Source organism: Pseudomonas frigoris (genome assembly GCF_047758635.1).
Lineage (GTDB): Bacteria > Pseudomonadota > Gammaproteobacteria > Pseudomonadales > Pseudomonadaceae > Aquipseudomonas > Aquipseudomonas frigoris.
Genome location: NZ_CP180479.1, coordinates 4,956,904 through 4,981,635 on the forward strand (window position 1 = coordinate 4,956,904; position 24,732 = coordinate 4,981,635).

A 24,732-nucleotide genomic window follows, 5' to 3' on the forward strand; every position below is an offset into this window, starting at 1 on the left:
TACTGAAGAGCCTGTAATGCCCGCCATCCAGCAGCAGGCAATGATCAAGAGGTTGACCCCGTGACCACGTCAGACCAATTCAATTCGACCCACTCCGTTGTTGCCCCGTACGCCGAACTGGTGCTGCACAACGGCCGTTTCTACACCCTCGACCCGGCACAACCCCGGGCCGAGGCGGTGGCCATTCGTGACGGCCGCTTCATCGCCGTAGGCAGTCTTGAGTCGTTGCTATCACTGATCGGCCCGCACACCCGCCAGCATGACCTGGACGGCGCTTTTTGCATGCCCGGCCTGCACGACATGCACACCCACCCGGATCTGGCGCTGACACCGCGGTACAGCGACGACCTGGATGTCGGCATCGAAGACCCGACGCCCGAACAACTGGTCGCGGCGATCCACGCCTACGCCGATACCCACCCCGGTGACGGCTGGATCTATGGGCAATACTGGGTGCGTTACACCTTCCGCGAAGCCGGCCTGACGCCAGGCCGCGAGTGGCTCGACAGCGTGATGCCGGACCGCCCGGTGGCCCTGCTCGACCGCATGTGGGGCACCATGATGGTCAACTCCAAGGCCCTCGAACTGGCCGGCATCGACCGCCACACCGCCGACCCGCGCAACGGTTACATGGAACGCGATGAGCTCAGCGGCGAACCCAACGGCCTGTTGATCGATGGCGCCTATGCCTTGATCCACGCCGCGATGCCACCGACCCCGGTGGACGTGCTGCGCCGTGCCTATCGCGATGGCGTGCATTTCCAGACTTCCCGCGGTGTCACCGCAACCAAGTACGTGCATGTCTGCGAACGACGTCTGGAAGCCCTCAAGGAACTGGATGACGCCGGTGAACTGACCCTGCGCGTAGAAGCAGCCATCAGCTGGCAGGACGACATCTTTCCGGTCCGTCGCCGTTGGGAATTACTCAGCGGTGAACGGCATTACTATCGCAGCGCCCGCCTGAACGCCAACGCGGTGAAATTCCACTTCGACGGCACCGTGGAGCCCAAGTCTTCGTACCTGATGACCCCCTGGTCGCAGGAGTCGAGCTGGCGCGGCAAGCTCAACCTGACCCCGGAGCACATCACCGACATGGTGGTGGACATGGACCGTCGAGGCCTGCGCGTGATCGCCCACTGCACCGGCGATGGCGCTTCCGACGTGTTCCTCGATGCGGTCGCCGAAGCCCGGCGGCGCAACGGTTACAGCGGCATTCGCCATCAGTGCGCCCACAGCACCTTGCTGCACCCAGGCAACCTCAAGCGCTTCAAGGAACTCAACGTGATTGCCGAGTTCTCCCCGGCAGCCTGGTACCCGACACCCTTCGCCAGCGGCGCGCGCTCCGGCTACGGCCAGGAACGCCTCAAGCGCATTTATGACTTCAAGGGCGTGCTGGCCGCTGGCGGCATCGCCGTCATGGGCACCGACTGGCCGGTGGCCTCGATCGATCCATGGCTGGCGCTGGAAACCATGGTCACCCGGCAGAACCCGTGGAACCAGGAGCCCGACTGCTTCGGCGAACCGATCACCCTGGAACAGGCACTGCAAGTCGCGACCCTCAACGGTGCGCACGCCATGGGTCTGGAGCATCTGACCGGCAGCCTGGAAGTCGGCAAGTCCGCCGACCTGATCGTGCTCGACCGCGACCTGTTCGCCCAGGCGCCGCGCAATTACATCCATCGTACTCAGGTGCAACTGACGTTTGTTGAAGGCCGGCCGGTGTACGACCGCGAGTCAACTTTCAGCGACACACCATTGAAAGCCGTCTGGCAAGGTCTGCCACCCGTCATCGAGGGGCAGGCCTGATGAGCCTCCCAAGCATTCCGGTGACGGTGGTCGCCGGGTTCCTCGGCGCCGGCAAAACCACCCTGCTCAACCGCATGGTCCAGCGTGCCGACAGCGGGCGGCTGGCGGTGATCGTCAATGATTTCGGTGAGTTGAACATCGATGCCGCAATCATTGCTGAGGTCACCGACGCGGTGTACAGCCTGCAAAATGGCTGTATCTGCTGCACCGTGCAGGAAGACCTCTTGGCACAACTGGTCAGCCTCTCGCAGATGCAGCCGCGACTGGAACGTATCGTTATTGAATGCAGCGGGGTGTCCGATCCCCAGCGCATCGTGCAGACCCTGGGTTATCCACAACTGCGTGCAAACGTGCATCTGGATGCAGTCATCACGCTGGTCGACGCCACGGGCTATAGCGCACTGGAAGGCGAATTGGCTCGGCTCTCCAGAGCGCAGGTAGCGTGTGCCGATCTGGTGCTACTGAACAAATCTGACCTGGTTGATTCGGCCGAGCTGGACAGTATCCGCGCGTCCCTCGGCAGCCGCGCCCCGGTGTTCGACACCGTACAAGCGGAACTGCCCGATGCGTTGCTGCTGTCGGACCGCAGCAACCGCGTGGGCCCGAAGATCACTCCATTGCCGGAGCGCCATGACCAGCTGTTCGAAAGCTGGGTCTGGAACAGCCCGCACCCGCTGCCGCCCAAAGCCTTGCGCGAATGGCTGGCCAGACTTCCCAAAGACATCTTCCGCCTCAAGGGGTTGGTGCAACTGCAAGGCAACGAACAGCCCTACTGGTTGCAGCATGTCGGTGCCCGCAGCCAGTTCAGCCTGGCCACCGGACAAACGCCGGAGCACGCCGTACAACTGGTGTTCATTGCCCGCCGCGGCTGTGGGCTTCGTGAAATGCTGGAAGCGGGGTTGGCGGATGTTCAGGTGGTGTGATGCAGTAGAACGACCGCTCATAAGGAGTACCTTGCCAATACGTACGTATTTCAGTGCCTAGAGTGAAAGCGGAACGCCGTCGCCCCAAGCATAGGCCGGGGATGTCTACCGGAGCATTCCCCTACTTTAAATGTCCACTTTTGGCCGATTTCTGCCTGTGGCCGCCGGCAGCAATGGGCAGCTCTCTACCGATCATGGTGACTAAGCTTGCTGGTCAAGTTGAGTGCAATTTCGCAACACCCAAACTTTTCAATTTATGCACCTGCCCTTGGTGAAAATCACCTTCGTTTCCTAGGCGGTAATATCAGAGGGTTGACTGGTAGAACGGCAAAATCCCCACTCAGGCTGGATCGGTCCTTAATGCCATTGCCGTGCCACCTCGCTGTCAGCAGCTACGAATTCAAAATATCGTGGGCCACCCAAAAGCCGCCCCAAAGGCGGCTAATAAAGCTTACACGGCTTCCCGCGAGCGTACAGAAGCTGCTTTTACTCTCTGAACTGTCGTCGTACTACACTTCAGTAAGATACTCAGTCCTTTAACGAAACTTGTTTGGCTTCGATTTTGAGATCACTGAGGCGCTTGAGCATAGCAATGATGTTTACCCGAGCGGATCCCTCATTGGCCAATCGTAGGCGCTTGATTCCTATAACAGAATCGCCCATGCCAGCAGTAAAAGGGGTTCGGATAATTTCACGCAGAACGACCTTGTTGGTTCTTGATTCTATCAACGTGTATTCCACTTCGCTGGTGACCTCAAAATCCAGTCCGAATATAGGCTGGTCAACGCGCAGCAGATTGGCACGTAGAGCATAGGAGGCTGATTCGTCGCCAAGCAAATTAGCATTAGCGAGCGATTGCTTGAGTGCAGCGCCGAAGTCAGGGCTGTCGATTTCCGAAGTCCATAGAGGATTGGTTTTATTTCCGCCATTCACCTCAGAAAGCCGGACATTTTTTCGTAGCTGGGAGTCATAGGTGCTTGCCTTTGCTTGATCGGCAGATACTGACATGCCGGAAATTTGAGCGGGCGAAGCACAGCCAGTGCAAAGAACAATCAGGGCTGAAGCTAAAAGCAAGCGAAGGTACGTCATTCGACAAATCCTTATGATTGTAAAAGTCCCAAGAGATCGCGAATGGTAGCACTCGGCCACTTTTTCGACTACTTATCGCGCCATCGGATACGGCGTATCGAAATTCTCTGGATCCGTCCTTTGGGGCTTGATTTTCATTCAGTGCACATTCAACTTTTTTTCAAAATCGACACTGGCCCTGGAGAATATCGGTCGTGAATCTGTGGCTGGGAATATCAGATAGGGTATCTGGAGAGTCGGTCAAATTCCGACTCAGAATGGGTCGGCATCAAGCGCGTATACGATCGCCCCTATAGCCGTAAAAAGCTCTTTCTCGAATATCAGCGGGTGACACAGGCCACTCATAAATCCTACGAGCGTACAGAGGCTGTATTCGTCTTGTTCAGCTCCAGTCCGAGACGCTGCACGTGTGGGCTACCTACCAGAGCACCGGATGGATATCAGTCCAGTGACCAAAGCTGCTCATCACACAATCCCTGAAGGCAGCCCGGCATGAAATCACCATCAGACCTGAAGATTCTCAACACCATCTACAAGATGTACTACAAGGAATTCGAAACCTTCACCCTCGGTGCGGAAAACAAAAGGGTTTCCAAACCCTACATCCCCATCGACTGCAAGCTGATCGCCCGTAAGCTAAAGGTTGATGGAGATATTGTATTCGGAAGGCTCTACTACCACCTGCAAGAAAAGTATGGTTACAACAGAGATGATGGCAGCAAGGTAGCGTTTTTCACGCTGGCATTAGCGGGAGACAGACACCGCATCAACTTCCCTCTGATGGCGTCTGTTCTGGCTGGGCTTGAAGAAGAAAGCAGCAAAGCCCAACAGGCAATGCTGCTATCAACCTTGGCTATCGTGATATCGCTGGTCGTACCTATCGTGGACTGGCTTTCCAAATCTCTACAACCGTGAGAACCAACATGAAAGCAGTGAAGGGCGGCAGGCTTAGGTCTCGGGCGAGCGAGTGACAAAAGTTCAGATTTTTCCTACAGACCACTCACCATCACATGCGGTAGTCTTGCGGCACCTACAAACGCTTTTCGCCTCCACTGACGGAGGCATTTTTTATGCTCGACACAAGGACGATGAATGATTTCCTCTGCTCGATTGGGTGACAAGCATGTCTGCCCATTACCGGGACACGGCACAACTCCAATAGCATCTGCTTCTGCTGATACCAATATCAACTTCATGGGCTCTGCCCGTGTTGGCGATACCTGTGGTTGTGGTGCAGTTATTACCACCGGGTTCCCCTCCATCCAGGTAAATGGCCGTCCTATGGCTCACTTGGGCAGCCCTACCAGCCATGGTGGAACTATCATCACCGGATCAGGTGATGTCGGCGGTGGTTTTGTTATGGGGGCTGCTCCCGGTGCATCAATCATCAACTTTGCTGTTCTTGGGGCAATACGTCCTGATGGCTCTGTAGATGATGAACGTATGGCTACCCTGCTGGCTGATCCTAAGTTGACAGAGAAGGCCGTTGCTGCAAATGCTCTGGTAGGCCCTACAACGGAGAAAACAGCTACGACAGAAAAGCCAGCTTCCAGCACTTCACAAGAGGCTGAACCCGGCTTCCATATCGTCCAACAGTCCATGTCTCGTGATGCACTGGAAGCGTCGCTGTTCGAGAAACAACTCAAGCAGTCTTGGATAAGTTTCGTACGCTCAATCCACAACTATCGAACGGTGCCAAACCCGGTCATCTTGTCGTACTGAGTGACCCGAAAAACCTGCAATGCACCCGAGAAGAAGCCGTCTTGATGGAAGCGGCGAGCAAGGTCAATGATGCACTCGGGCCCCTTAGTGCCGAAGAGGCCAGCTTCCTGCACCGACACCGTGACGAAATCGAAACATTTTTGGCTCAAGGCTCGACCTCCATTGGCATTGGCCAATCCATGTTCGCCAAGAATCTGGAAGACGTGAAAAACGTTCTGCGTGATATTGAATTACTACACCAACGGGCTTTTCAGGCCGACGGCAATTTGCGCTCGCCGGAATTTTTTGCTGAACGCAAACGCTTGCTTGCACAACTCAATACGCAGCTGACTTCCATGACCCGTAAGGGCATTGGCTTCCCGGATCATCCCGACTTGAAAAGTGCACTGGGAATCTCTAGTCGAAGCTTGGTTCACCAATGGACCAAGGCGGGTGCACCGGGACAAATACCGGGATACGCCACGCACTTTCAAGGTGTGGCCAAAGCGGCAAAAGTCATCAAATACGGTGGCTGGATTGGCACTGCCGTTGGTGGTGGAGCGTCTTACATGAAAGTCCAAGACGTGTGTACAGCCGGAAACACCGAGGCATGTGCCCGAATCAAATACACTGAGACTGGCAGCTTTGCCGGTGGAGTTGTAGGTGGGGCAGCAGCGGGTGCAGCCTTAACAGCTCCGGTAGTCGGTGGACTCTGTGTTGGACTAGGCGTCCCAACTGGCGGCTTAGCAACACTGGCGTGCGGTATTGTAGCGGTTGCTGTGGGCTCTTATGCTGCTGGCACTCTTGGAGGACTGGGCGGTGAAATGACTGGCGAAGTGATTTACGAGATTGCGAAATGAACACCGCTGAACTTGTTGTTGGCGGCCTCTGCGGCTTAGTGATTGTTTGCATGTTCATTTGGATCGGGGTTGCGTTGTACATGGCTTACACCAAAATGGACGTGATGCTTGGATGTCTCAAGAACAGCTCTTCAGTCATGAGTATGGCTTCGCTAAGGCATGGCGGCCCTTGGGGTAAGTTGTTACTGGTTGGTGGGGTTTCTGGGTTCATTACGTTTCCCGGCTTTTATCTGAAGCGCGGCAGCATCAATGCCGAAGATGTAAACAATTTTCCCGCGCCACTCAGACGCAAGCTCGTAGCCTTGCAATGGACTGTTATAGGGTTATTCGCTGCTTTGGCGTTGCTTGTCGCTGTAGGAAAGTCTGGGGTACTCAAGTAGCTCCCCGGCTCACCCCGTTCGATTTTTCCAGTCCCTAGCTCTGCCGCTTTAGCGGTCACTAAGGGCGGGGGGGCGATCTGTGGACCAGCCTGAGAAAGTAAGATAGTTGCCCACCCAGCACCTAAGTCGACATCCAGCGAAGACGGGCACTGCCAAAACTGGGCGAGCGGGACAGATTGTAGGTTGCTACTCTCTGGCTGTCAGCGATCAAAGGCGTAGTCGCATGATTGCGGAGTGATCCCTTGAGCATTCGTATCCAGCGTTTCCATGGCTGTCATCGCGTTAGCGGCAACATTTCCCACACCATTTTCAGAGAGCCACTTGGTGACCTCTTCTATAGCGGCGGCTAGGGCGTGCTGGTGATGCAGGAGCAATGTAAGCGCGTCCGCCGTGGCGATCTTGGCTTCTGAGTTAACTGACATGGCTATCGTCCTTGATTGATAATGCGGGAAGCCTAGATCATCTCGCGGCTGACTGGAGCCACTTCTTCAGATCCGCTGACACCTGGGTGATTGCGCTGACTTGACCATTTGTAATCGACCTAACCGGACATTTGCATCGGGTTTGCCCCCTACCTTTAGCAAACATCATCGGCAGTGATCGGCCAATAGCGGGCATTTGAGAATCGTGCGCTCGCAGTCATGTTATGGTTAGAAACTGAAAGGTAATGTACGAAAATCAAACATGGATCTGGTTCAGCTCGCGCCTGCGACATATCACACAACGGACGACTACTGGCAGCTTCTTCGCGCAGGAGATGGCTCAATCTATGTCCTCGTCAACTGCGAGGCGTCTTTTGTGAGTTACGAATGTCTGATTAAGCTCAACGACGAGGAATTGCGCGACTACCAGGGCTTGGGCTGGCTGTCTATTCAGCATTTGGCTAACCGAATCAATTACTTTGTCGATGATTACAACGGTCGACGAATCACGGGACCTTTGCTCGAAGAAGCCATTCAGGCGTCGAAGCACTAGTCATCCCAAGACATCTGGCTAATGTTCGTCAGTCCGCAACTGGATGACGGCTAAGGGTCGTTCTCTGCCGGTCATGGTTACGAAGCGTGCTGGTCAAATCCGATGCAATCGGTGGTCAGATCGAATGCAAACGGGAGGTCAAGTGGTAACTATTCTTTTCACTTATGGTCAGGTCAACAGTCGCTCACTTACTGCCATTTGATTCCGTCCACGGGCTACCAGCCATCGATGGAAGTCACGACAGTGGGCTTTATCGAAAGCATCTTTGGCGCCCACTAAAAAATACGACGAAGGCATTTGCAGCCCCTGCGCGAACGGCATGATCAAACGCCCATCCGCCACGGCATCGGCAATCATAGAGTATTGCGCCAATACAACGCCTTGCCCAAGGATCGCTGCCTGGATTGCCATTGACGATAATGAGTAGACCCGATAACCATCACAAATTTGCGAACAGTCGACTTGTTGTGTACTGAACCAATCGCGCCAAGAGGGTGGGGAAGCGAATTTAGGCAGCCAATCAATAGATAATAGTGGATAAGCCAACAGATCCGCCGGAGTCCGTAACGGCATATCAGCACGCAACATGTGCGGGCTACAGACTGGAACGACACAATCGCGGAACAGCTCAATGGCGTGCTCGGTTGCCCCATAATCTCCATATGTCACCCGAAAGTCGATTTCATAGCCGTCAGGTGAGGGTTCAGCATGGCTACCATCAAGAAACAGATTTATTTCCGGGTGATCGCTCTGCCATGTGTAAATAAGCGGAGCCAGCCAATCTGAAAGTAGCGATGGCAAAGCACTGATTCGCAAGTTGGTAGCGCTCTTCGCTCGCTCGACTTCGACCTGAGCAATGCGCAGCATTTCGAACGCTGCCACGCAGCTATCGTGGTAACGCTGCCCCGCAGCAGTCAGGCGGATACGCTTGCCCACCCTGAAGGTCAAACTCATCCCCAAACTGTCTTCCAGCAATCTCATTTGCTGACTGACAGCCCCCGCCGAGATGCCCAGGCGCCTTGCCGCTTCGACAATTCCACCGAAGCGTCCTACGGCTTCAAACACCTGTATGGCCCGCAGAGAAGGCAAGGTATTCATCTGCACCTCCAGAAAATCGAGCGCTGATTAATACTTTAGCTCAGCTACACAAAGCAACAGTTTTTAACATCTTTTCGAATATTCAGACTCTCGTATTCTGGTCCTGCCAGCGCTGCCTCTTGCAGGCAGTGAGGGCACCAGAATTAGCCCTGCACCATGACCTTGCATTAGCCATGCGCAAACTCTAATGACTGAAAAAGGCAAAGAAAAATGAAAAAAATCATTCTGGCCACGGTATTTGCTCTCGCTTCGACCGGCGCGTTCGCTAACGATTTGAGCACGATTCGCTTCGGCGTAGATCCGACGTTCGCTCCGTTCGAATCGAAGGAGCCAAGCGGTCAATTAGTCGGTTTCGATATTGATCTGGGTAATGCCATTTGCGCTCAGCTCAAGGTCAAGTGCGTCTGGGTGGAGGTTGCTTTCGACAGCATCATCCCGGCACTCAAGGCGAAGAAATTCGATGGCATTCTTTCGGCGATGACGGTCAACGAAAAACGCAAAGAAAACATCGCGTTCTCGGACCGGCTCTACAATTCGCCCAATCGCCTGATCGCCAAGACTGATAGCGGTTTGCTCCCCACCGTAGAGTCGCTCAAGGGCAAGCGCGTCGGCGTCGCCCAAGGCAGTACCCAGGAGGCTTACGTCAGGTCAGTTTGGGCACCGCATGGCGTTACCATGGTGTCCTACACCAATCAGGATCTGCTCTACCCGGACCTGGTCAGTGGCCGTATCGATGCCACCCTGACAGATGCGGTCGTTGCAGACATCGGCTTCTTGCAGACACCCCAAAATACCGGTTTCGCCTTTGCTGGCGACACTGTCCAGGATGAAAAGCTACTGGGCCAGGGGATTGCGATTGGCCTGCGCAAGGATGACCAGGCACTGATCAAAGCCATCAACGGCGCGCTGGCAGAAATGCACGAAAATGGAACCTACGAGGCGCTTCAGAAGAAGTACTTCACTTTCGACATCTATAACTGAATCCTTTTCCTGGCGGGCTCTGATCGTCCTTGCGTAGATGATCAAGAGCCTTGCCATATCCTCCCCCACAGTTCCCCCTGAATTCCAAGCCTCTAAATAGACGGTCAGCGGACCGCTATTGCCGAAGGAGAGACAGAACATGTTTTTACAGGGTTATGGTGCGTTGATACTCGAAGGTACCTTCGCAACCATCAAGCTGGCGTTGCTCTCGATGTTGCTGGCTGTGTCACTCGGTTTAATCGGTGCGTCGGCAAAGGTTTCCAACCAGCGCCTCTTGCGAGTGTTGGCAACAGGTTACACAACGTTGATCCGCAGTGTTCCTGATCTGGTGATCATGTTGCTGTTGTTCTACAGCCTGCAAATTTTGTTGAATGTTTTTACCGAACGGATGCACTTCGAGCAGGTTGATCTCAATCCATTTGTTGCCGGGGTTTTTACCCTTGGTTTCATCTACGGCGCCTATTTCACCGAGACGTTTCGCGGCGCCTTTCAGTCTGTACCTGCCGGCCAGCTTGAGGCTGCTATCGCTTATGGAATGAATCGTCGACAAATTTTTGTGCGGGTCCTGTTCCCACAAATGATGCGTTTCGCACTTCCAGGTATAGGCAACAACTGGCAGGTGCTGATCAAGGCAACCGCGCTGGTCTCGATTATCGGTCTTATCGATATCGTCAAGGTAACCCAGGATGCCGGCAAACATTCGATGCAACTGTTCTACTTCAGTCTGATCGGCGCTCTGATTTATCTAGCGATTACCACCCTGTCCAACGGCATCCTGATGTGGCTGGAGCGCCGCTACTCTGCCGGTGTCAGAGGGGCACAGCTATGATCGAAATCATCCGGGACTATTGGCAATCCTACCTCTGGTTCGATGGCTATCAACTGTCCGGCGTTGCCATGACGTTGTGGCTGCTGGTGGTTTCCATCGCCATTGGCGGCGTCTTCGCTGTGCCACTGGCAGTGGCGCGCGTCTCAAGAAATCCGTTCATCCGGGGGCCCGTCTGGTTCTATACCTATGTGTTTCGAGGTACGCCGCTGTATATCCAGTTGCTGCTTCTTTACACCGGTGTCTACAGCCTGGAAATGGTCCGAAACCAACCGGAACTGAATGCCTTCTTCCGCGAAGGGATCAACTGCACGTTACTGGCTTTTGCCCTCAACACCTGCGCATACACCACGGAAGTTTTCGCCGGAGCGATCCGCGCGACACCTTACGGTGAAATCGAAGCCGGACGCGCTTATGGCATGTCCAGCTTTACCTTGTACCGACGAATCATTTTGCCGTCTTCGCTACGTCGTGCGCTGCCGTACTACAGCAATGAGGTGATCCTCATGCTGCATTCCACCACCCTCGCATTCACCGCCACCGTTCCTGATTTGCTTAAGGTCGCCCGTGATGTGAACTCGGCCACTTACTCCTCGTTCGAGGCATTCGGTATAGCGGCGGTGCTCTATGCCTTGATGGTGTTTACCCTGGTCTGGCTTTTTCGTCGCTGCGAAATTCGCTGGCTGGCCTTCTTGAAACCTCAAGCTCATTGATCTGCCGCCACTTGGAGAGCGTCGATAATGTACAAATTAAAAATAGATGAGCTGCACAAGAAGTACGGCCCTCATGAAGTACTCAAAGGTGTATCACTCAAGGCCAAAGCAGGTGATGTCATCAGCATCATCGGTTCGAGCGGATCGGGTAAGAGCACCTTCCTGCGCTGCATCAACTTCCTCGAACAGCCCTGTGCCGGGCGAATTACTGTGAACAACGAGGAAATTCGCACGAAACAAGATATCAATGGCGCCATGAGTGTGGCCGATCCGCGCCAGCTGCAAAAAATACGTACCAAACTGTCGATGGTGTTCCAGCACTTCAACCTGTGGCAGCACATGACGGTGCTGGAAAACATCATCGAAGCGCCCATTCATGTCCTTGGCATCAAGCGCAAGGAAGCTGTGCAACGAGCCCACCAGTACCTGCGCAAGGTTGGCCTGGACTCAAGCGTGGACAGTAAATATCCCTCGCATCTCTCGGGCGGTCAGCAACAGCGCGTGGCGATTGCGCGTGCGCTGGCGATGGAGCCGGAAGTGATGCTCTTCGACGAACCGACGTCAGCACTCGACCCGGAACTGGTCGGCGAAGTGTTGAAAGTGATGCAAGCGCTGGCAGAGGAAGGCCGAACCATGGTCGTGGTCACCCACGAGATGGGCTTTGCCCGCAACATTTCCAACCACGTCATGTTCTTGCATCAAGGTCGCGTAGAAGAAGAGGGACATCCCGGCGAAGTATTGGTCAACCCGAAAAGTGAACGATTGACCCAGTTTCTCTCCGGCCGCTTGAAATAGCGCTTCGTTCAAAACCCTCGCACCGGACGCTCCATGAGCGTCCGGTGCGAGCGATCGACAAGAGATGACCATGAGCACAGGTTTTCCCACGCATCCGAGTTACAACAGCCAACGCGAGCAATTTCTGGCCGCCGCTACAGCGGTAGATGCCAGCCTGACAACCTACCCCCACCCATTGAACGGGCCCTTTGGCGAGCCACTGAGTACCGATGTTGCCTGGCTTGGCGATCCACGCGCCAGGAAAGTACTGGTCGCCCTCAGTGGCACCCACGGTGTTGAAGGTTTCTATGGCTCGAACTGTCAGATCAGATGGCTACAGGAATTCAACCAAAGGACCCTGCCTGCCGATGTCGCGGTGCTGATGATCCACCTCATCAACCCCTGGGGTACGGCCTGGATACGCCGCGTCAATGAAGACAACATCGACATCAATCGCAACTATCCAGACTTCACTCTAGGACTGCCCGATAATCGCCAGTACGAGGCACTACACGCTATCTATGCCTGCGAACAGCTGTCGGGGCCATCGCGCGAAAAGGCCGACGCCCTGCTCGACGATCGCGTTCGCACAGAAGGCTGGGCAGCGGTGATGTCGATTGTCGAGGCCGGCCAGTACAACCACCCTGACGGTCTTTACTACGGCGGAAAAACTGCGAGTTGGACGAACAAAACCCTGCATACGATTTTGCAGAAGCACCTGCACCACTGCGACACGGTCATGTGTTTTGACCTTCACACCGGCGCCGGGGACTATGGCCACCCCATGCTGATGACGATTGCCCAATCCGGCTATCCAGCGCTTGCCGATGCTCAAGCGATCTATGGGCCTTGGCTGTATACCCTGATCACTGGACCTGGCAGCCAGAGTGATACGGGCGTAGCCGCAACAGCGACTGGCTACACATCACAAGCCATCATTAACGCGCTACCGCACGTACACTTGATGCCATTCGTCATTGAATGCGGCACGTATCCGGGAGAACAGATCCATACCGTTTTGCGCAACGACCATTGGTTGCACCTGCACGGGGATTTCACGGATCCAGTTGCCGGGCAAATCAAACGGGAGCTACTCGAACAGTTCTACCCAGCCGATCTTGATTGGCAAGCCGTCGTCTGGCAGCGCACTCGACAAATATGAGAGCGTGCCTTGGTGGCACTGCCACTCACTCAGCCTCCATCCCACCCATAAATCCCGGCCCACCACAACGGCCGAAATCCATCGCGATACCCCACATTCAAGACTGCCTTGCGCGGTCTTGAATGCGTTGCCAAAGACGGGCTCAAGTACAGGTTCCTCGCAATCATTCAACCCAATGACCTGTTAGTAAATCTAAATAAACGAACAGATTTAAACATCTATTCTCACTCAACCAGATCCTCGTAACCTGTCCTCCTCGTTAGCCATCGTTCGTCAGCAAAAGGCGAACAACAAAACAACAAGGAGAAATCCGATGTTCTTGCGAAACGCATGGTACGTAGCCGCCAGTGAAGCCGAGTTGGGTGAGGACCTCTATCCGGTAACTCTTCTCAGTGAGTCTGTGGTGCTTTACCGCAAGAGTGATGGCACCCCGGTAGCCCTCGAGGATGCCTGTCCTCACCGTAAGCTGCCACTGTCAATGGGCCGTCGCAAAGGTGATGACATTGAATGTGGTTACCACGGTTTGACCTTTGACTGCTCGGGTAGCTGCGTCCGCGCACCCGGTAGTCAACGTATTCCCCAAGGCGCCAGGGTTCGCAGCTACCCCCTCGCCGTGCACTACGGTTTGATCTGGATCTGGATGGGTGATCTCGAGCTGGCAGACGAAACGAAAATTTGTCACGTGCCTGAATGGGGTGACCCCGCGTGGGGGCTCAATCGCGGCGACAGCATGGTTATCCCGTGCAACTACCTGTACATGACCGACAACCTGCTGGACCCCGCACATGTCGCGTGGGTGCATCAATCTTCCTTTGGTAACGCAGCCTGCGCAGAGGAACCGTTGCAAACCACGGTAACCGATGTCGGTGTGATTGTTTCGCGCTGGATGCTCGATGTCGAGGTGGCACCTTTCTATGCCAAGTTCGTCAAGTTCAGTGGTCATTGTGATCGTAAGCAGCACTACGAAGTGCACTACCCGTCCCAGGCTATTATCAAGGCGCTGTTCACGCCAGCTGGAACGGGTAGCGATGAAGGTGAACTGCACGAACATGTGTTCCTGATGAACTCCTACAATTTCATGACCCCGATCGACGAATCGAACACGCGTTACTACTGGTTCCAGGTCCGTAATTTCGATACCGAGAATGAAGATGTATCACGCCAGTTCGACGAAGACGTCCGACACGCCTTTGCCGAAGATCGGGTAGTGCTGAGTGCTGTGCATAAGGGCATGGCTAATAAAAGCACGCCCAACATCGATCTGGCTTCCGACTCGGGGCCGCTACGTTTTCGCCGTAACCTCGATAAGTTGATTGCCCAGGAACAGGCTGGCAGCTTGATTCCGCTCACCCAACGGCACACTGCGGAACAAAAGACGGAGGCATGAGATGGGCACTCAACTGCAAACGCTGTCCTCCTCTGCAGGTTTCAAGACCTTCCGGGTGATTGAAAAAAAACAAGAGAGCGCAGTCATCACCTCCTTCGTCCTGACGGCGAGCGACGGCGTTTCCAACCTGTGCTTTCGCCCGGGGCAGTACCTCATCGTTCGCCTCGCCCTGGACGGCGGTGTCAAGGTGCTGCGCAACTACAGTCTATCCGGAGACGCCAATGACCTTGCGCGCGTGCGCATTTCGGTCAAACGTGAGCCTGCACCGTTCGACCAGCCAGAGCTGCCACCGGGTCAAGGGTCCAACCACCTGCACGACCATGTGCAGATCGGCGATTTCCTGGAGATCGCCGGTCCCACGGGCACCTTCGTGCTGGACGAAGAAAGCCCCAGGCCAGTGGTGTTGTTCAGTGGTGGCGTGGGACTCACTCCGATGCTGAGTATGCTCCATCAACTGAGTACACATTCGTCGCGCCCGGTGTATTTCATCCATGCCTGCGAAAGTGGAGCGGTACATGCTTTTCGCGATGAGGTTTTGGCACTGGCCAGCCGTCGCCCAGGGATCAGCGTGCATTTCTGCTATCGCAACCCGAATGCCGACGATCAGGCCAGCGCGGCCTATCACAGCCAGGGTCTGGTAAGCCGGGAAACCTTGCAAAGGCTTCTTCCACTGGACGACTACGACGTCTATCTGTGCGGCCCCCGGTTCTTTATGCAGGCGAACTGGCGCCTGTTGCGCGACCTCGGGATCGCCAGCCAGCGCATTCATTATGAGTTCTTCGGCCCGGCGACAATCCTCGAAGAGGATGAAGTCGTACCAGTGGCGCCCCCTCCTCGCACGTCGCCTGTACCCAAAGCGCCGACCGCGTCGATTGAAGGGGCCCTGACCGTGGAGTTTCTGCCATCGGGTACGCGCGTGGCATGGGATCAGAATTGCCAATCACTGCTCGAACTTGCCGAACAGAACGGCCTGACTCCGTCATTCAATTGCCGCGCAGGCCTGTGTAACACCTGCCAGGTCACCCTGCGGAAAGGCTCTGTCGAGTATTTCGAAGAGCCATTGGATACCCCTGAATGCGGCCGCATTCTGCTCTGTTGCACCCGCCCGACCACCGCGGTGACGGTGGACCTGCGGCAGTGATCGGCCCAATCACGATCAACACCGCCTACCGCCTTCGTTGCACTGAGGAATCAAGAACATGATCAAATCGCGAGCCGCCGTTGCCTTCGCAGCCAACCAGCCCCTGCAAATCGTTGAAGTCGATGTGGCACCGCCCCAGGCGGGTGAAGTACTGGTGCGGATCATCGCTACCGGGGTCTGCCATACCGATGCCTTTACCCTTTCCGGTGCTGACCCGGAAGGCCTCTTTCCAACCATTCTCGGTCACGAAGGCGGCGGTATCGTCGAGGCGATTGGCGAGGGCGTTACTTCAGTAGCGGTGGGTGATCACGTGATCCCGCTCTACACCCCTGAGTGCGGAGAATGCAAGTTCTGTCTGTCCGGCAAGACTAACCTTTGCCAGAAAATCCGCGCCACTCAGGGCAAAGGCCTGATGCCTGATGGCACCAGTCGCTTCTCATACAAAGGCGAGCCCATCTATCACTACATGGGATGTTCGACCTTTTCTGAATACACCGTACTACCAGCAATCTCTCTGGCGAAAATCCCAAGGGAAGCGCCGCTGGAGAAGGTGTGTTTGCTCGGTTGCGGTGTCACGACCGGCATCGGTGCAGTGCTCAATACCGCCAAGGTCGAAGCAGGCGCTACGGTAGCGATTTTCGGTTTGGGGGGCATCGGCCTGGCAGCCATCATCGGCGCCACCATGGCCAAGGCGAGGCGGATCATCGCTGTGGACATCAATCCGGCCAAGTTCGAGATAGCCAAACAACTGGGAGCCACCGACTTCGTCAATCCGAAGGATTACGACAAGCCAGTTCAAGATGTCATCGTTGAATTGACCGAAGGCGGCGTCGACTACTCCTTCGAGTGTGTCGGCAACGTTCAGTTGATGCGCGCGGCGCTGGAAAGCTGCCACAAGGGTTGGGGCGAGTCGGTGATCATCGGCGTCGCCGGTGCTGGCCAGGAAATCAGCACGCGGCCATTTCAACTGGTGACCGGTCGCGTCTGGCGCGGTTCGGCCTTTGGCGGCGTGAAGGGGCGCAGTGAGCTACCCAGCTATGTCGAGAAAGCGCAAAAGGGCGAAATCCCGTTGGATACCTTCATCACCCATACCATGGGGCTCGATGACATCAACAACGCCTTTGACCTGATGCACGAAGGCAAAAGCATTCGCACCGTCATTCATTTTGATCGCTGAGCTTGGGCGCAGCGACGTTCGTCAGGGTTGCCCTGACATAACTGCACCACCCACTGTGTTTACACTCGGAGAAGTAATTAGATGAGCATCTTTACCCACGTTACCGTCGGCACCAACGATCTGAACAAAGCCCGTGCTTTCTATGACAGTGCTTTGGGTCAGTTGGGCCATAAGCGCATCGCCGATCTGGCCGACAATGGTTCGATCTGGGGTGAGAACGCCCCCTCTTTCTTCGTTTTAAAACCAGCCAATGGCGCCCCTGCCAGCGTAGGTAACGGGGTTACTGTCAGCTTCGCAGCTCCGAATCGCGCCTCGATTGATGCTTTCCACGCAGCAGCACTGGCGGCCGGTGGTACCGATGAAGGGGCGCCAGGAACTCGCGATTGGGCGCCGAATGCTTATGCCGCCTATGTCCGCGACCTCGACGGCAATAAATTGGCTGTTTATTGCTTTAAACCAGCCTAAACGCTGATCCTGCGTCCTTAGAAGTCTCCAGATTGAATCGCCTCTGATTTTTTTTCAGAGTCATCTGAGAGACTTCTATTCGCCGGTTATGGTGCTGGCGTAAGGATGCAGACTTCAGGCGCAATTACTCCTCGCTTGGCTCGAACAGCGGTGTTTCACAGACCTCGGTCGGACGGTCCGCTTGGATTTCATAAATCTGCTGCAGGGCCTGATCTACGCCTTCCTGTTCAAGCGTGGCCTATTCCTTGCCCTGCTGGAGTTCACCTCGGTGAATTTCGCTTGGACATTCCAGTTCCCACCCAGTGTGATTAACATGCAGGTGATCTGGGCCATCGGTGTAAGCATGATTGCCCTCGCCATACTGGTCTGGCTGCCAAGTCCAACCCTGTTTGCTCTTGGACTGCTCATTGTCGCCGGGCACAACCTGCTCGATGGTCTGCACTTCCCGGTCGGTTCAATAATCTTCATGGTTTGTCCTCCACGTTGAGGGAGGACCCCGGCCAGCTTTCGCGTCAGGAAGTGCGTTGCACCCATCTACTGTTTGAGCGTCCCGAAGGGATGATGCTCGATTCAATTTCTCCCATTCGCCGCTACAGTTTGGCGCTCGTGAAATTGCGGTCGCGGTTGTTGACTGCTTTGAATTTACTGCTATCGATGGGGATCAGATTCTCTCCAAACAGTTCCAACTGCTGACACAGCACAACGAACTAGCGACAGACGCCTCGGATGGCCTTGCTATTGCCTTTTCGGAAGTTCGCGATGGTCTTGAAGTCCGGCATCAAACGCCCGGTCAACCACAAAAGCTCAACGTTGCGTTGAGCTTCTCGTTCCAGCCGCCGGCTCGACTGAATGCGGTTGAGATAGCCGTAGATGTAGATCTTCAGCAGGATTGAAGGATGGTAAGCAGGCCGGCCTGTGTCAGCAGGAATAGCACCGTCAAAACCCAGATTGACTAGGTCGAGTTCATCGACGAAGACGTCGACTATGCGAATCGGATTGGTATCGTTGACGTAGTCGTCGACGCTTTCGGGAAGTAAGGTGCCTTGGCCTCGATGTTCACCTTGGATGAAGCGCTTCATGGGCGATCCCTGAGATGAAACCCTCAGAAATCATAGCAAGGGCTCGCGGCGGTGTTTTTACACGCTCAGGGCCTATAGCTGTCCTTCACGAAGGGCTGCAATCAAAACCGGTCAGTCGTGACAGGCAGAAATCGGCCAAGAGCGGTCACTGGGATGCGCCGGGAAAACGAGTTGATTCAATGGGCATCAGAAATGACTGTGTGTGTGTGCCGACGCGATGGCTGATATCTTTCCCGCGCACCAAATCGCGTCCAATCGACGCTCATCCCATCAAGGAAGATAAAAACAATGAAAATATTATTCATCGCTTCGCTAGGAGTTTTATCGCTAACTCAAACATTACTATCCTTCGCGGATAATACTAATGGAAAAAATCTCTATTTACAGCGATGCACCATGTGCCACGGAATAGATCTCAAAGCAACAGGACCACTGGCTAATAAAAGCAATCCTCCTACACCTGATCTAACAACATCCGCTTTCAAAAAACGATTAAATGATTATCCGGGCGTGATTGTATCTTCGATAATACTTCGTCCAAATGGAGACTTGATTCCAAAAACTTTACGTGAGAATGGTGTAAAGCTATCGCCGTACTCATGGATGATTAAAGATCTGCGCGATTTAAATCAATACATGGGTGGTGTGATTTCACAAAATCGATGATCTTTAAGGTGTGAGGTAGGCACAGAAATGTTAAAGCCATTTCAGGTTGAGGTCTTGTAGGGTAATGCCGGAGAGCCAGTCGACCTCTCGCGGGCGCATCGCTAATTAACAATCTCGGATTATTCCAAGCACGGGCGGCTCTTCGCGTCCAGCAGCAGTCGGCTGCGGATGTGCAGGCAAATAACGGACTTCAGTCTTCGGCGGGATCGGATTGGTACCTCCCTTCAAAAATCGACAGCTACAATAACAACGTCTTCTGGGATTTCCTCTAATACTGACACACGAAGTCTCCACAGTTTTCCCTATCCAATCACTTGAAGGGGCGCGCAATGGCCTTAACCAAGCAACCAATGGAAGAACTCTCTGGTTCATTGGGAGTAGGATCTCTCGAAATTCTCGGAGTCTTTTTTATACTTGATGGGACGCTCGGTTTCTTTTATTGAGGACTATTCCCATGCCAGCACTTGGACCATCCTTGTAGCCGTTCCTCTTCTCGTGGTTGCGTACGTGTTAGGGCTCATTTCCAGTCTGGCCATGGAAGCAACTCTCGGAGTGCTACTTCCTAGTAAACTCACACCTGTCCTGTTCCGAGCGGTGTCTGAGTCAAAAAATTATGCACTTCTGCAGAAATTTCTCGACGCGGAGCGCCATACCTTGTTGCTTTATGGTTGCAGCGTTGCCTTCCTGCTACTAGGTATAGGTTCATGGGTGGAGGTTAACATGATGGGGCGGTTTAGCTTCGTTGGGTATGTGGGCTTAGCAGGTGGTATAGCCATTGCTACCCTTTGCCCAATAATTGCTAGCCGCCTGCAAACGCAGGTAGTCGTATTTACTCAAGCATTCAATGGAACGGAGGGGATGCCTAAAATTTAGGCCCATTATTTGCCCATCAAAAACAATGAATTTTTTTACTAAACGGTCCTCACGTATGGTCGGAAACGGAAGCCCCGGATCATGAGAAGGTCACGATGCATAATTATAAGCAGTAGATGGCCATTTCACCGCGACGACGGACTGGGGTCGCCCAGTCCGCTTTGGGTCGATTTCTGCCTGTCGTCACCCTCAGTTAGGTGGCTTGGGGCTGGCGACCAGTTAAACATTGAGAGTTGGATGGAGTGATGGTGTTAAATCCAGTCCGGGATACGACTACCGCCCCCTAATGTTTGAGGCTTCAATCGACACGAACCTGTTGGGTGACCCGCGGTAATCAGTGCGGTTTAATGCCAGGCGGGCGAGCTAAGTGAGAGTACCCACTTACATCGACTTGACCGAGACCACTTCCACAAACCTGAATTTTTTTCTGGCCGTCTTAGTAGCTTCTTGTTCTGCTACTAGGGAGCTCAGCGTATCGGCCTCATGTACCATCTCGTGCATCTCGCCTTCAAATTCGTTTCCCACTCGGAGCGTGACTCTCAACCTAGGTGTGAAGCCTTTTGAGACTGTCTTTTTCTTCGCTGCCTTCACCGGTTGCTCAGTCACAACATCCGGGACTGTGTCCTGCACGTCTGAGTTAATTGCCGGCGCAGAGGGCTCAGAATCACCGAATAGCGCCCGGCGCATCTCATCTTCCATCAATTCTGTATTCATACCATTTCTCAGAAGGGTGTTATCTATAACCTGATCGATTCTATCAGGATGGCCGGACTCTGTAGTAAAGCGTCGCAGGGGTCAGACCTGAAGTGGTAGAGGGCCAGCAGATACCGACGAGCGTCAGCGTCTGTCCATCTGCCGCCTATCATGGCGGGCAGCTGTCGGCCAAAAAGCGGACCGTAGACGATAGCTACCGTCGTCCTTACGCTGCTAGATCAAATATCAGCACACATCATAAGGAGCCCTCATGTTGGAAGTTTCCATGGATCGAGATAGCGTGCATGCAGGAGACGATATGCATAGTCATGAGACGTCAATCATCGTCGATGCCACCGCAACCCTACGTGCACTGTTAAATAAGGTGCAAACCATGGGCTATTTGCCAAGCATCAGTGGTGGCGAAGCCACCTGGATAATTTGTACGTCTGAAAAACCAATAGGTGTTTTAGCTCAGCAATGGCCAGAGCCAAAACTGACGGTGCCCGCCGACAGCACGATAGGTGAGCATTTCGCAGACACCGAACCTCGTCTCTTATTCAGATACTGGTGCCAGAAAAATCCAGATCAGGTTTTCTCCCATATCAAGATCGGAAATGAGCCACCTTCACTTTATTAGTGGTCAATCGCGCCTCTATCTGTGGGCCTAGTCTCGAGGTCCGCTTTGTCACTTCCAGCCCATCGTGACAGGCAGCACTCGGCCCAATAGCAGCCCTTCATGCTAGCGAGTAGGACCGCATCTCACTACGATCAAGTAATCACACGGAAGGAGCTGCTTGAATGGATTGCCTAATTCGAAACGCGATGAACCAGGATGCCTCAGCCATCAGTCGAATCATCATTGGCACCCTCCGCGAGTCCAATGCTCAGGACTATTCATCCGAAATCATCGATCAAGTGGAACTAAGCTTTTCTCCACAGGCGATTCTTGATTTGTTGTCCCGGCGTCAGGTGCTTGTAGCGACAAATGACAGACATATCGTCGCAACAGCCAGTCTTGATCGGGACGGAGTCCGCAGCGTGTTTGTCGACCCGATTTATCAAGGGAGAGGCATTGGAAGAGAGCTGATGGCAAGGATTCAATCAATCGCCATAAAAGATGGTATCAACCTGCTGCGGGTCCCCTCTTCAATCACCGCAGAAGGTTTTTACGCTTCGCTTGGCTTTAAAAGAATTCGAGACGAGTTTCACGAATCCGAGCGCACTATCATCATGGCGAAACAATTGGTGCACTAACTTGCTGCGTGTATTGAAAATGCAGTTTAGGGTCGACGACTGCTCTCGCTAGACACAAATCATGGACGACGGATGAAACAGGTACGGTTTCAACAGATCATGGATCTTCCTCCACAGCTTCTGACACTGGAAAAAGCAGCGGCCGCTGAGGGATTCAGGTTTCTCACACGCTTGATTGCGGACTGGAATACCGGGGCGAATCGCTTCGATGCACCAGGCGAATTACTGATAGCAGCCTATCTGGACGACTGTCTGATTGGTATCGGAGGACTTTCAGTTGATCCGTATGCTCAGAATGGTACGGGCAGGTTGCGTAGAGTGTATGTCGCAGCGTCGTTAAGGGGACGAAACATCGGGCGAGCCTTAGTAGAAACACTTCTTGAACACGCCGCGAAACATTTCCGCGTCGTGCGCCTTTGCACTGATACATCTGAAGGCGACTCCTTTTATCTGCGCTGTGGTTTCCAGCGAACAGATCACGCCCATGCCACTCACACTATGCTTCTTGGAGAGGCGGGATTCGGACAGCAAGCAGTCGATCACAACCGATAATGAGCGTCCGCTTTGGGTCGATAACGACCCTTTACAGATGTCAGAAATCGATCAAAAAGCTGCTATCGATTTTAGGCCGCCCCCTCAGATAGCCGCTTTTTCATGTGGTTCAGTGCCCCGCAACCGCAGGCCTGCCAGCCGCACGCGGGCCCGATTTGAAGCCGTGAACCCGAGCGCTCCAGACAATTGCAAACCCCACACCCACCAACACCACCATTGCCCATGGAAAAGAGGCGACATCCCACCTATCCAGCAACACCCCACCCACCACCCCACTCCCCGCAATCGCGCTATTCCAGGCCACCACATTCAACGACAACGCCACATCCGCCCCTTCCCCGGCCGCATCCGCCAGTGCCGTTTGCAACAACGTCGCCGCCCCACCGAAGCTCAATCCCCAAACCGCCACGCCGATGTAGATCACCTCAGGCACGCTACCCAAAAAACCTAACATCACGCAAACCGCCGCAAACGCTGCCAAGCTCACCAACACAGTCTTGCGCAACAATGGCTCAACCAATTTGGCAGTCACCCAAATCCCCACCAACGCCGCAATACCAAACACCAACAACACCAAATCCACTTGATTCCCCAACCCCGCCGGCGCCACAAACGGTGCGATGTAGGTGTAGAGAATGTTGTGTGCCAGCATCCAGCTGATCACCACCGCTAGGACAGGTTGTACGCCCGGCGTGGTCAGCACGGTGCGCAGCGACATACGCTGGTGCGCCGCTTGGGGTGGGTAGTCAGGGACTTTCACCAGTACCCAGGCGATCAACACCAGAGTCAGGGCCGACATGATGCCGAAGGTGGTGCGCCAACCCACGAGGCCGCCCAGCCATGTGCCGAGGGGTACGCCTAGGGACAGAGCAATCGGTGTGCCGACCATGGCAAGCGCCAGCGCCTTGCCCTGTTGATGGGGCGCAACCATGCGGCGTGCGTAGCCGGCCAGCAGGCTCCAGGCCAACCCCGCCGCGACACCGGCGAAGAAGCGCGCCACCAAAGTCACGCCGTAATGGGATGACAGCGCGGTGATGGAATTGAACAGCAAGAAACCGACGATGGTCAGCAGCAGCACGTTACGGCGGCGCCAGCCGCGGGTGGCGATGGTCATGGGGATGACCGCCAGCACCGAGCCCAGAGCGTAAGCGGTGACCATCTGGCCGGCCATGGAGGGGGAAATCGCCAGGCCTTCACTGATCAGCGGTAACAGGCCAGCGGGCAGGGTTTCGGTGACGATGCAGATGAAGCCGGTCATGGCCAGAGCAAGTAACGCGCCGATGGGCAGGCGGTCGGGCGCTACCGATAAGGTGATTGAGGGTGTCACGGGAGACTCCTTGAGCTAAATTTTCAGATTTAAATACTGATCGATACAAATGTTGAGGGCGGTCAGCGCTTGTTGTCAACGACTTATGTATCGACTAGTATTTATCTCGTCATTTAGAGGAGCCTTGAAATGGCGCAAATGGGCCGCCCCCGCACCTTCGACCGCGACCACGCCGTGGAACAGGCCTTGCACCTGTTTTGGCAACACGGCTACGACGCGACCTCGCTCGCTCAGTTGAAAGCCGGACTCGGTGGCGGGATCTCCGCGCCGAGTTTTTACGCGGCGTTCGGTTCCAAGGAAGCGTTGTTTGATGAGTGTGTGCAGCGTTACCTGGCGACCTTCGCCCAGGTCACCGAATGCCTGTGGGACGAGAGCCTGCCGCCACGCCAAGCCATCGAGACAGCGCTGCGCCAGTCGGCGCGCATGCAGTGTGAAGAAGGCCATCCCAAGGGCTGCATGGTGGCCCTCGGCATGATGAGCGCGCCCAGCCCAGAGAATGCGCGGGTGGTCGATGCCCTGACCCAATCTCGCGCCCGCACTCGCGCGGGGATTTTGGCGTGTGTTGAGCGGGGTGTCAGTGCCGGTCAGTTACCGGGCAATATTTACGCGCCCGCGATGGCTACGGTGTTTGACAGTTTCTTGCAGGGTATTTCCATCCTTGCTCGGGATAACACGCAGCATGGGGTCATTGATGCGGCCATCACCCAGATAATGCTGACGTGGGACATTGCTGCCTCTACTGTGCCGCCCACCTATTGCAATGGTTAAAAGGGACTGATCGATTTAGCCGGTGAATGATGTGTGGGAAGCCAAAGTTTGTACCACGA

At 54.7% G+C, this 24,732-nt stretch carries 25 protein-coding genes and 3 pseudogenes; 22 read left to right on the top strand and 6 right to left on the bottom strand.

Annotation, left to right across the window (positions count from 1 at the left end; translation table 11 throughout):
- Positions 1-60 precede the first annotated feature (60 nt).
- Positions 61-1,806, top strand: a complete 1,746-nt coding sequence (locus ACMXYH_RS22740; RefSeq protein WP_415765014.1) for an amidohydrolase — start codon at positions 61-63, stop codon at positions 1,804-1,806.
- Positions 1,806-2,729: a CobW family GTP-binding protein gene (locus ACMXYH_RS22745; RefSeq protein WP_415765015.1), complete on the top strand. Its 924-nt coding sequence runs from the start codon at positions 1,806-1,808 to the stop codon at positions 2,727-2,729. The genes ACMXYH_RS22740 and ACMXYH_RS22745 overlap by 1 nt, the downstream gene beginning before the upstream one ends.
- Positions 2,730-3,257: 528 nt before the next feature.
- Here the strand turns inward: ACMXYH_RS22745 and ACMXYH_RS22750 are convergent.
- Positions 3,258-3,818 (bottom strand): hypothetical protein, encoded by a 561-nt coding sequence (locus ACMXYH_RS22750; protein ID WP_415765016.1) that lies wholly within the window; start codon positions 3,816-3,818, stop codon positions 3,258-3,260.
- 492 nt (positions 3,819-4,310) lie between these two features.
- On the opposite strand from ACMXYH_RS22750, the gene ACMXYH_RS22755 reads away from it, so the two are divergent.
- The 4 genes and pseudogenes from ACMXYH_RS22755 to ACMXYH_RS22770 all read left to right on the top strand — a co-directional run bounded on the left by ACMXYH_RS22755 (position 4,311) and on the right by ACMXYH_RS22770 (position 6,759).
- Positions 4,311-4,733, top strand: a complete 423-nt coding sequence (locus tag ACMXYH_RS22755; protein WP_415765017.1) for a hypothetical protein — start codon at positions 4,311-4,313, stop codon at positions 4,731-4,733.
- A 177-nt stretch (positions 4,734-4,910) separates the two neighbouring features.
- A pseudogene (locus ACMXYH_RS22760) lies at positions 4,911-5,393 on the top strand (PAAR domain-containing protein); the annotation flags it as partial.
- Between the two features lie 77 nt (positions 5,394-5,470).
- Positions 5,471-6,379, top strand: a complete 909-nt coding sequence (locus ACMXYH_RS22765) for a hypothetical protein (protein ID WP_415765018.1) — start codon at positions 5,471-5,473, stop codon at positions 6,377-6,379.
- Positions 6,376-6,759: a hypothetical protein gene (locus ACMXYH_RS22770; protein ID WP_415765019.1), complete on the top strand. Its 384-nt coding sequence runs from the start codon at positions 6,376-6,378 to the stop codon at positions 6,757-6,759. The genes ACMXYH_RS22765 and ACMXYH_RS22770 overlap by 4 nt, the downstream gene beginning before the upstream one ends.
- 200 nt (positions 6,760-6,959) lie before the next feature.
- On the opposite strand, the gene ACMXYH_RS22775 is transcribed toward ACMXYH_RS22770, so the two are convergent.
- Positions 6,960-7,181, bottom strand: a complete 222-nt coding sequence (locus ACMXYH_RS22775) for a hypothetical protein (protein WP_415765020.1) — start codon at positions 7,179-7,181, stop codon at positions 6,960-6,962.
- Between the two features lie 262 nt (positions 7,182-7,443).
- Here ACMXYH_RS22775 and ACMXYH_RS22780 point away from each other — a divergent pair, with 262 nt between their 5' ends.
- The gene (locus tag ACMXYH_RS22780; protein WP_415765021.1) at positions 7,444-7,734 is read left to right on the top strand and encodes a hypothetical protein; all 291 of its coding nucleotides are present in this window, start codon (positions 7,444-7,446) and stop codon (positions 7,732-7,734) included.
- A 168-nt stretch (positions 7,735-7,902) separates the two neighbouring features.
- On the opposite strand, the gene ACMXYH_RS22785 is transcribed toward ACMXYH_RS22780, so the two are convergent.
- Positions 7,903-8,832 (bottom strand): LysR substrate-binding domain-containing protein, encoded by a 930-nt coding sequence (locus ACMXYH_RS22785; protein ID WP_415765022.1) that lies wholly within the window; start codon positions 8,830-8,832, stop codon positions 7,903-7,905.
- Between the two features lie 210 nt (positions 8,833-9,042).
- Here ACMXYH_RS22785 and ACMXYH_RS22790 point away from each other — a divergent pair, with 210 nt between their 5' ends.
- From ACMXYH_RS22790 to ACMXYH_RS22835, 10 genes and pseudogenes are all read left to right on the top strand, one after another.
- On the top strand, positions 9,043-9,813 hold the full coding sequence (locus ACMXYH_RS22790) for an ABC transporter substrate-binding protein (protein ID WP_415765023.1): 771 nt from the start codon (positions 9,043-9,045) through the stop codon (positions 9,811-9,813).
- A 139-nt stretch (positions 9,814-9,952) separates the two neighbouring features.
- Complete coding sequence (locus ACMXYH_RS22795; RefSeq protein ID WP_415765024.1) at positions 9,953-10,642, top strand: ABC transporter permease; 690 nt, start codon at positions 9,953-9,955, stop codon at positions 10,640-10,642.
- Positions 10,639-11,352, top strand: a complete 714-nt coding sequence (locus ACMXYH_RS22800) for an ABC transporter permease (RefSeq protein ID WP_415765025.1) — start codon at positions 10,639-10,641, stop codon at positions 11,350-11,352. The genes ACMXYH_RS22795 and ACMXYH_RS22800 overlap by 4 nt, the downstream gene beginning before the upstream one ends.
- 27 nt (positions 11,353-11,379) lie before the next feature.
- The gene (locus ACMXYH_RS22805) at positions 11,380-12,147 is read left to right on the top strand and encodes an ABC transporter ATP-binding protein (protein ID WP_415765026.1); all 768 of its coding nucleotides are present in this window, start codon (positions 11,380-11,382) and stop codon (positions 12,145-12,147) included.
- Between the two features lie 70 nt (positions 12,148-12,217).
- The gene (locus ACMXYH_RS22810; RefSeq protein WP_415765027.1) at positions 12,218-13,288 is read left to right on the top strand and encodes a DUF2817 domain-containing protein; all 1,071 of its coding nucleotides are present in this window, start codon (positions 12,218-12,220) and stop codon (positions 13,286-13,288) included.
- 313 nt (positions 13,289-13,601) lie between these two features.
- Positions 13,602-14,675, top strand: a complete 1,074-nt coding sequence (locus ACMXYH_RS22815) for a Rieske 2Fe-2S domain-containing protein (RefSeq protein ID WP_415765028.1) — start codon at positions 13,602-13,604, stop codon at positions 14,673-14,675.
- 1 nt (position 14,676) lies between these two features.
- Positions 14,677-15,816 carry an FAD-binding oxidoreductase gene (locus ACMXYH_RS22820; RefSeq protein WP_415765029.1) on the top strand — a complete coding sequence of 380 codons (1,140 nt, stop codon included), beginning with the start codon at positions 14,677-14,679 and terminating at the stop codon, positions 15,814-15,816.
- A 58-nt stretch (positions 15,817-15,874) separates the two neighbouring features.
- Positions 15,875-16,993 carry an S-(hydroxymethyl)glutathione dehydrogenase/class III alcohol dehydrogenase gene (locus ACMXYH_RS22825; RefSeq protein WP_415765030.1) on the top strand — a complete coding sequence of 373 codons (1,119 nt, stop codon included), beginning with the start codon at positions 15,875-15,877 and terminating at the stop codon, positions 16,991-16,993.
- Positions 16,994-17,074: 81 nt separating this feature from the next.
- Positions 17,075-17,458 (top strand): VOC family protein, encoded by a 384-nt coding sequence (locus ACMXYH_RS22830; protein ID WP_008017318.1) that lies wholly within the window; start codon positions 17,075-17,077, stop codon positions 17,456-17,458.
- A gap of 211 nt (positions 17,459-17,669) precedes the next feature.
- A pseudogene (locus tag ACMXYH_RS22835) lies at positions 17,670-17,921 on the top strand (hypothetical protein); the annotation flags it as partial.
- Positions 17,922-18,051: 130 nt separating this feature from the next.
- On the opposite strand, the pseudogene ACMXYH_RS22840 reads toward ACMXYH_RS22835, so the two are convergent.
- Positions 18,052-18,537, bottom strand: a pseudogene (locus ACMXYH_RS22840) (transposase); the annotation flags it as partial.
- 288 nt (positions 18,538-18,825) lie between these two features.
- On the opposite strand from ACMXYH_RS22840, the gene ACMXYH_RS22845 reads away from it, so the two are divergent.
- Complete coding sequence (locus ACMXYH_RS22845) at positions 18,826-19,203, top strand: c-type cytochrome (RefSeq protein ID WP_415765031.1); 378 nt, start codon at positions 18,826-18,828, stop codon at positions 19,201-19,203.
- A gap of 1,254 nt (positions 19,204-20,457) precedes the next feature.
- On the opposite strand, the gene ACMXYH_RS22850 is transcribed toward ACMXYH_RS22845, so the two are convergent.
- Positions 20,458-20,790, bottom strand: coding sequence for a hypothetical protein (locus ACMXYH_RS22850; RefSeq protein WP_415765032.1), 333 nt, complete (start codon positions 20,788-20,790; stop codon positions 20,458-20,460).
- A 250-nt stretch (positions 20,791-21,040) separates the two neighbouring features.
- Here ACMXYH_RS22850 and ACMXYH_RS22855 point away from each other — a divergent pair, with 250 nt between their 5' ends.
- The 3 genes from ACMXYH_RS22855 (at position 21,041) to ACMXYH_RS22865 (ending at position 22,578) form a co-directional block, all read left to right on the top strand.
- Positions 21,041-21,409, top strand: coding sequence for a hypothetical protein (locus tag ACMXYH_RS22855; RefSeq protein ID WP_415765033.1), 369 nt, complete (start codon positions 21,041-21,043; stop codon positions 21,407-21,409).
- A gap of 161 nt (positions 21,410-21,570) precedes the next feature.
- Complete coding sequence (locus tag ACMXYH_RS22860; protein WP_415765034.1) at positions 21,571-22,026, top strand: GNAT family N-acetyltransferase; 456 nt, start codon at positions 21,571-21,573, stop codon at positions 22,024-22,026.
- A gap of 72 nt (positions 22,027-22,098) precedes the next feature.
- Complete coding sequence (locus tag ACMXYH_RS22865; RefSeq protein WP_415765035.1) at positions 22,099-22,578, top strand: GNAT family N-acetyltransferase; 480 nt, start codon at positions 22,099-22,101, stop codon at positions 22,576-22,578.
- Positions 22,579-22,687: 109 nt separating this feature from the next.
- Here ACMXYH_RS22865 and ACMXYH_RS22870 read toward each other — a convergent pair whose 3' ends face one another.
- A complete protein-coding gene (locus ACMXYH_RS22870) occupies positions 22,688-23,905 on the bottom strand; it encodes an MFS transporter (protein ID WP_415765036.1) in 1,218 nt (405 codons plus the stop codon).
- 129 nt (positions 23,906-24,034) lie between these two features.
- Here ACMXYH_RS22870 and ACMXYH_RS22875 point away from each other — a divergent pair, with 129 nt between their 5' ends.
- Complete coding sequence (locus ACMXYH_RS22875; RefSeq protein ID WP_415765037.1) at positions 24,035-24,673, top strand: TetR/AcrR family transcriptional regulator; 639 nt, start codon at positions 24,035-24,037, stop codon at positions 24,671-24,673.
- Positions 24,674-24,732: the final 59 nt, after the last annotated feature.

Bases quoted from the DNA above. Each gene is read 5' to 3' on its own strand.
- ACMXYH_RS22860 (WP_415765034.1), top strand. From the start codon at position 21,571: ATGGATTGCCTAATTCGAAACGCGATGAACCAGGATGCCTCAGCCATC.
- ACMXYH_RS22745 (WP_415765015.1), top strand. From the start codon at position 1,806: ATGAGCCTCCCAAGCATTCCGGTGACGGTGGTCGCCGGGTTCCTCGGC.
- ACMXYH_RS22800 (WP_415765025.1), top strand. From the start codon at position 10,639: ATGATCGAAATCATCCGGGACTATTGGCAATCCTACCTCTGGTTCGAT.
- ACMXYH_RS22815 (WP_415765028.1), top strand. From the start codon at position 13,602: ATGTTCTTGCGAAACGCATGGTACGTAGCCGCCAGTGAAGCCGAGTTG.
- ACMXYH_RS22850 (WP_415765032.1), bottom strand. From the start codon at position 20,790: ATGAATACAGAATTGATGGAAGATGAGATGCGCCGGGCGCTATTCGGT.
- ACMXYH_RS22770 (WP_415765019.1), top strand. From the start codon at position 6,376: ATGAACACCGCTGAACTTGTTGTTGGCGGCCTCTGCGGCTTAGTGATT.
- ACMXYH_RS22820 (WP_415765029.1), top strand. From the start codon at position 14,677: ATGGGCACTCAACTGCAAACGCTGTCCTCCTCTGCAGGTTTCAAGACC.
- ACMXYH_RS22845 (WP_415765031.1), top strand. From the start codon at position 18,826: ATGAAAATATTATTCATCGCTTCGCTAGGAGTTTTATCGCTAACTCAA.
- ACMXYH_RS22785 (WP_415765022.1), bottom strand. From the start codon at position 8,832: ATGAATACCTTGCCTTCTCTGCGGGCCATACAGGTGTTTGAAGCCGTA.
- ACMXYH_RS22775 (WP_415765020.1), bottom strand. From the start codon at position 7,181: ATGTCAGTTAACTCAGAAGCCAAGATCGCCACGGCGGACGCGCTTACA.
- ACMXYH_RS22780 (WP_415765021.1), top strand. From the start codon at position 7,444: ATGGATCTGGTTCAGCTCGCGCCTGCGACATATCACACAACGGACGAC.
- ACMXYH_RS22825 (WP_415765030.1), top strand. From the start codon at position 15,875: ATGATCAAATCGCGAGCCGCCGTTGCCTTCGCAGCCAACCAGCCCCTG.
- ACMXYH_RS22790 (WP_415765023.1), top strand. From the start codon at position 9,043: ATGAAAAAAATCATTCTGGCCACGGTATTTGCTCTCGCTTCGACCGGC.
- ACMXYH_RS22795 (WP_415765024.1), top strand. From the start codon at position 9,953: ATGTTTTTACAGGGTTATGGTGCGTTGATACTCGAAGGTACCTTCGCA.
- ACMXYH_RS22855 (WP_415765033.1), top strand. From the start codon at position 21,041: ATGTTGGAAGTTTCCATGGATCGAGATAGCGTGCATGCAGGAGACGAT.
- ACMXYH_RS22875 (WP_415765037.1), top strand. From the start codon at position 24,035: ATGGCGCAAATGGGCCGCCCCCGCACCTTCGACCGCGACCACGCCGTG.
- ACMXYH_RS22750 (WP_415765016.1), bottom strand. From the start codon at position 3,818: ATGACGTACCTTCGCTTGCTTTTAGCTTCAGCCCTGATTGTTCTTTGC.
- ACMXYH_RS22755 (WP_415765017.1), top strand. From the start codon at position 4,311: ATGAAATCACCATCAGACCTGAAGATTCTCAACACCATCTACAAGATG.
- ACMXYH_RS22830 (WP_008017318.1), top strand. From the start codon at position 17,075: ATGAGCATCTTTACCCACGTTACCGTCGGCACCAACGATCTGAACAAA.
- ACMXYH_RS22865 (WP_415765035.1), top strand. From the start codon at position 22,099: ATGAAACAGGTACGGTTTCAACAGATCATGGATCTTCCTCCACAGCTT.
- ACMXYH_RS22805 (WP_415765026.1), top strand. From the start codon at position 11,380: ATGTACAAATTAAAAATAGATGAGCTGCACAAGAAGTACGGCCCTCAT.
- ACMXYH_RS22810 (WP_415765027.1), top strand. From the start codon at position 12,218: ATGAGCACAGGTTTTCCCACGCATCCGAGTTACAACAGCCAACGCGAG.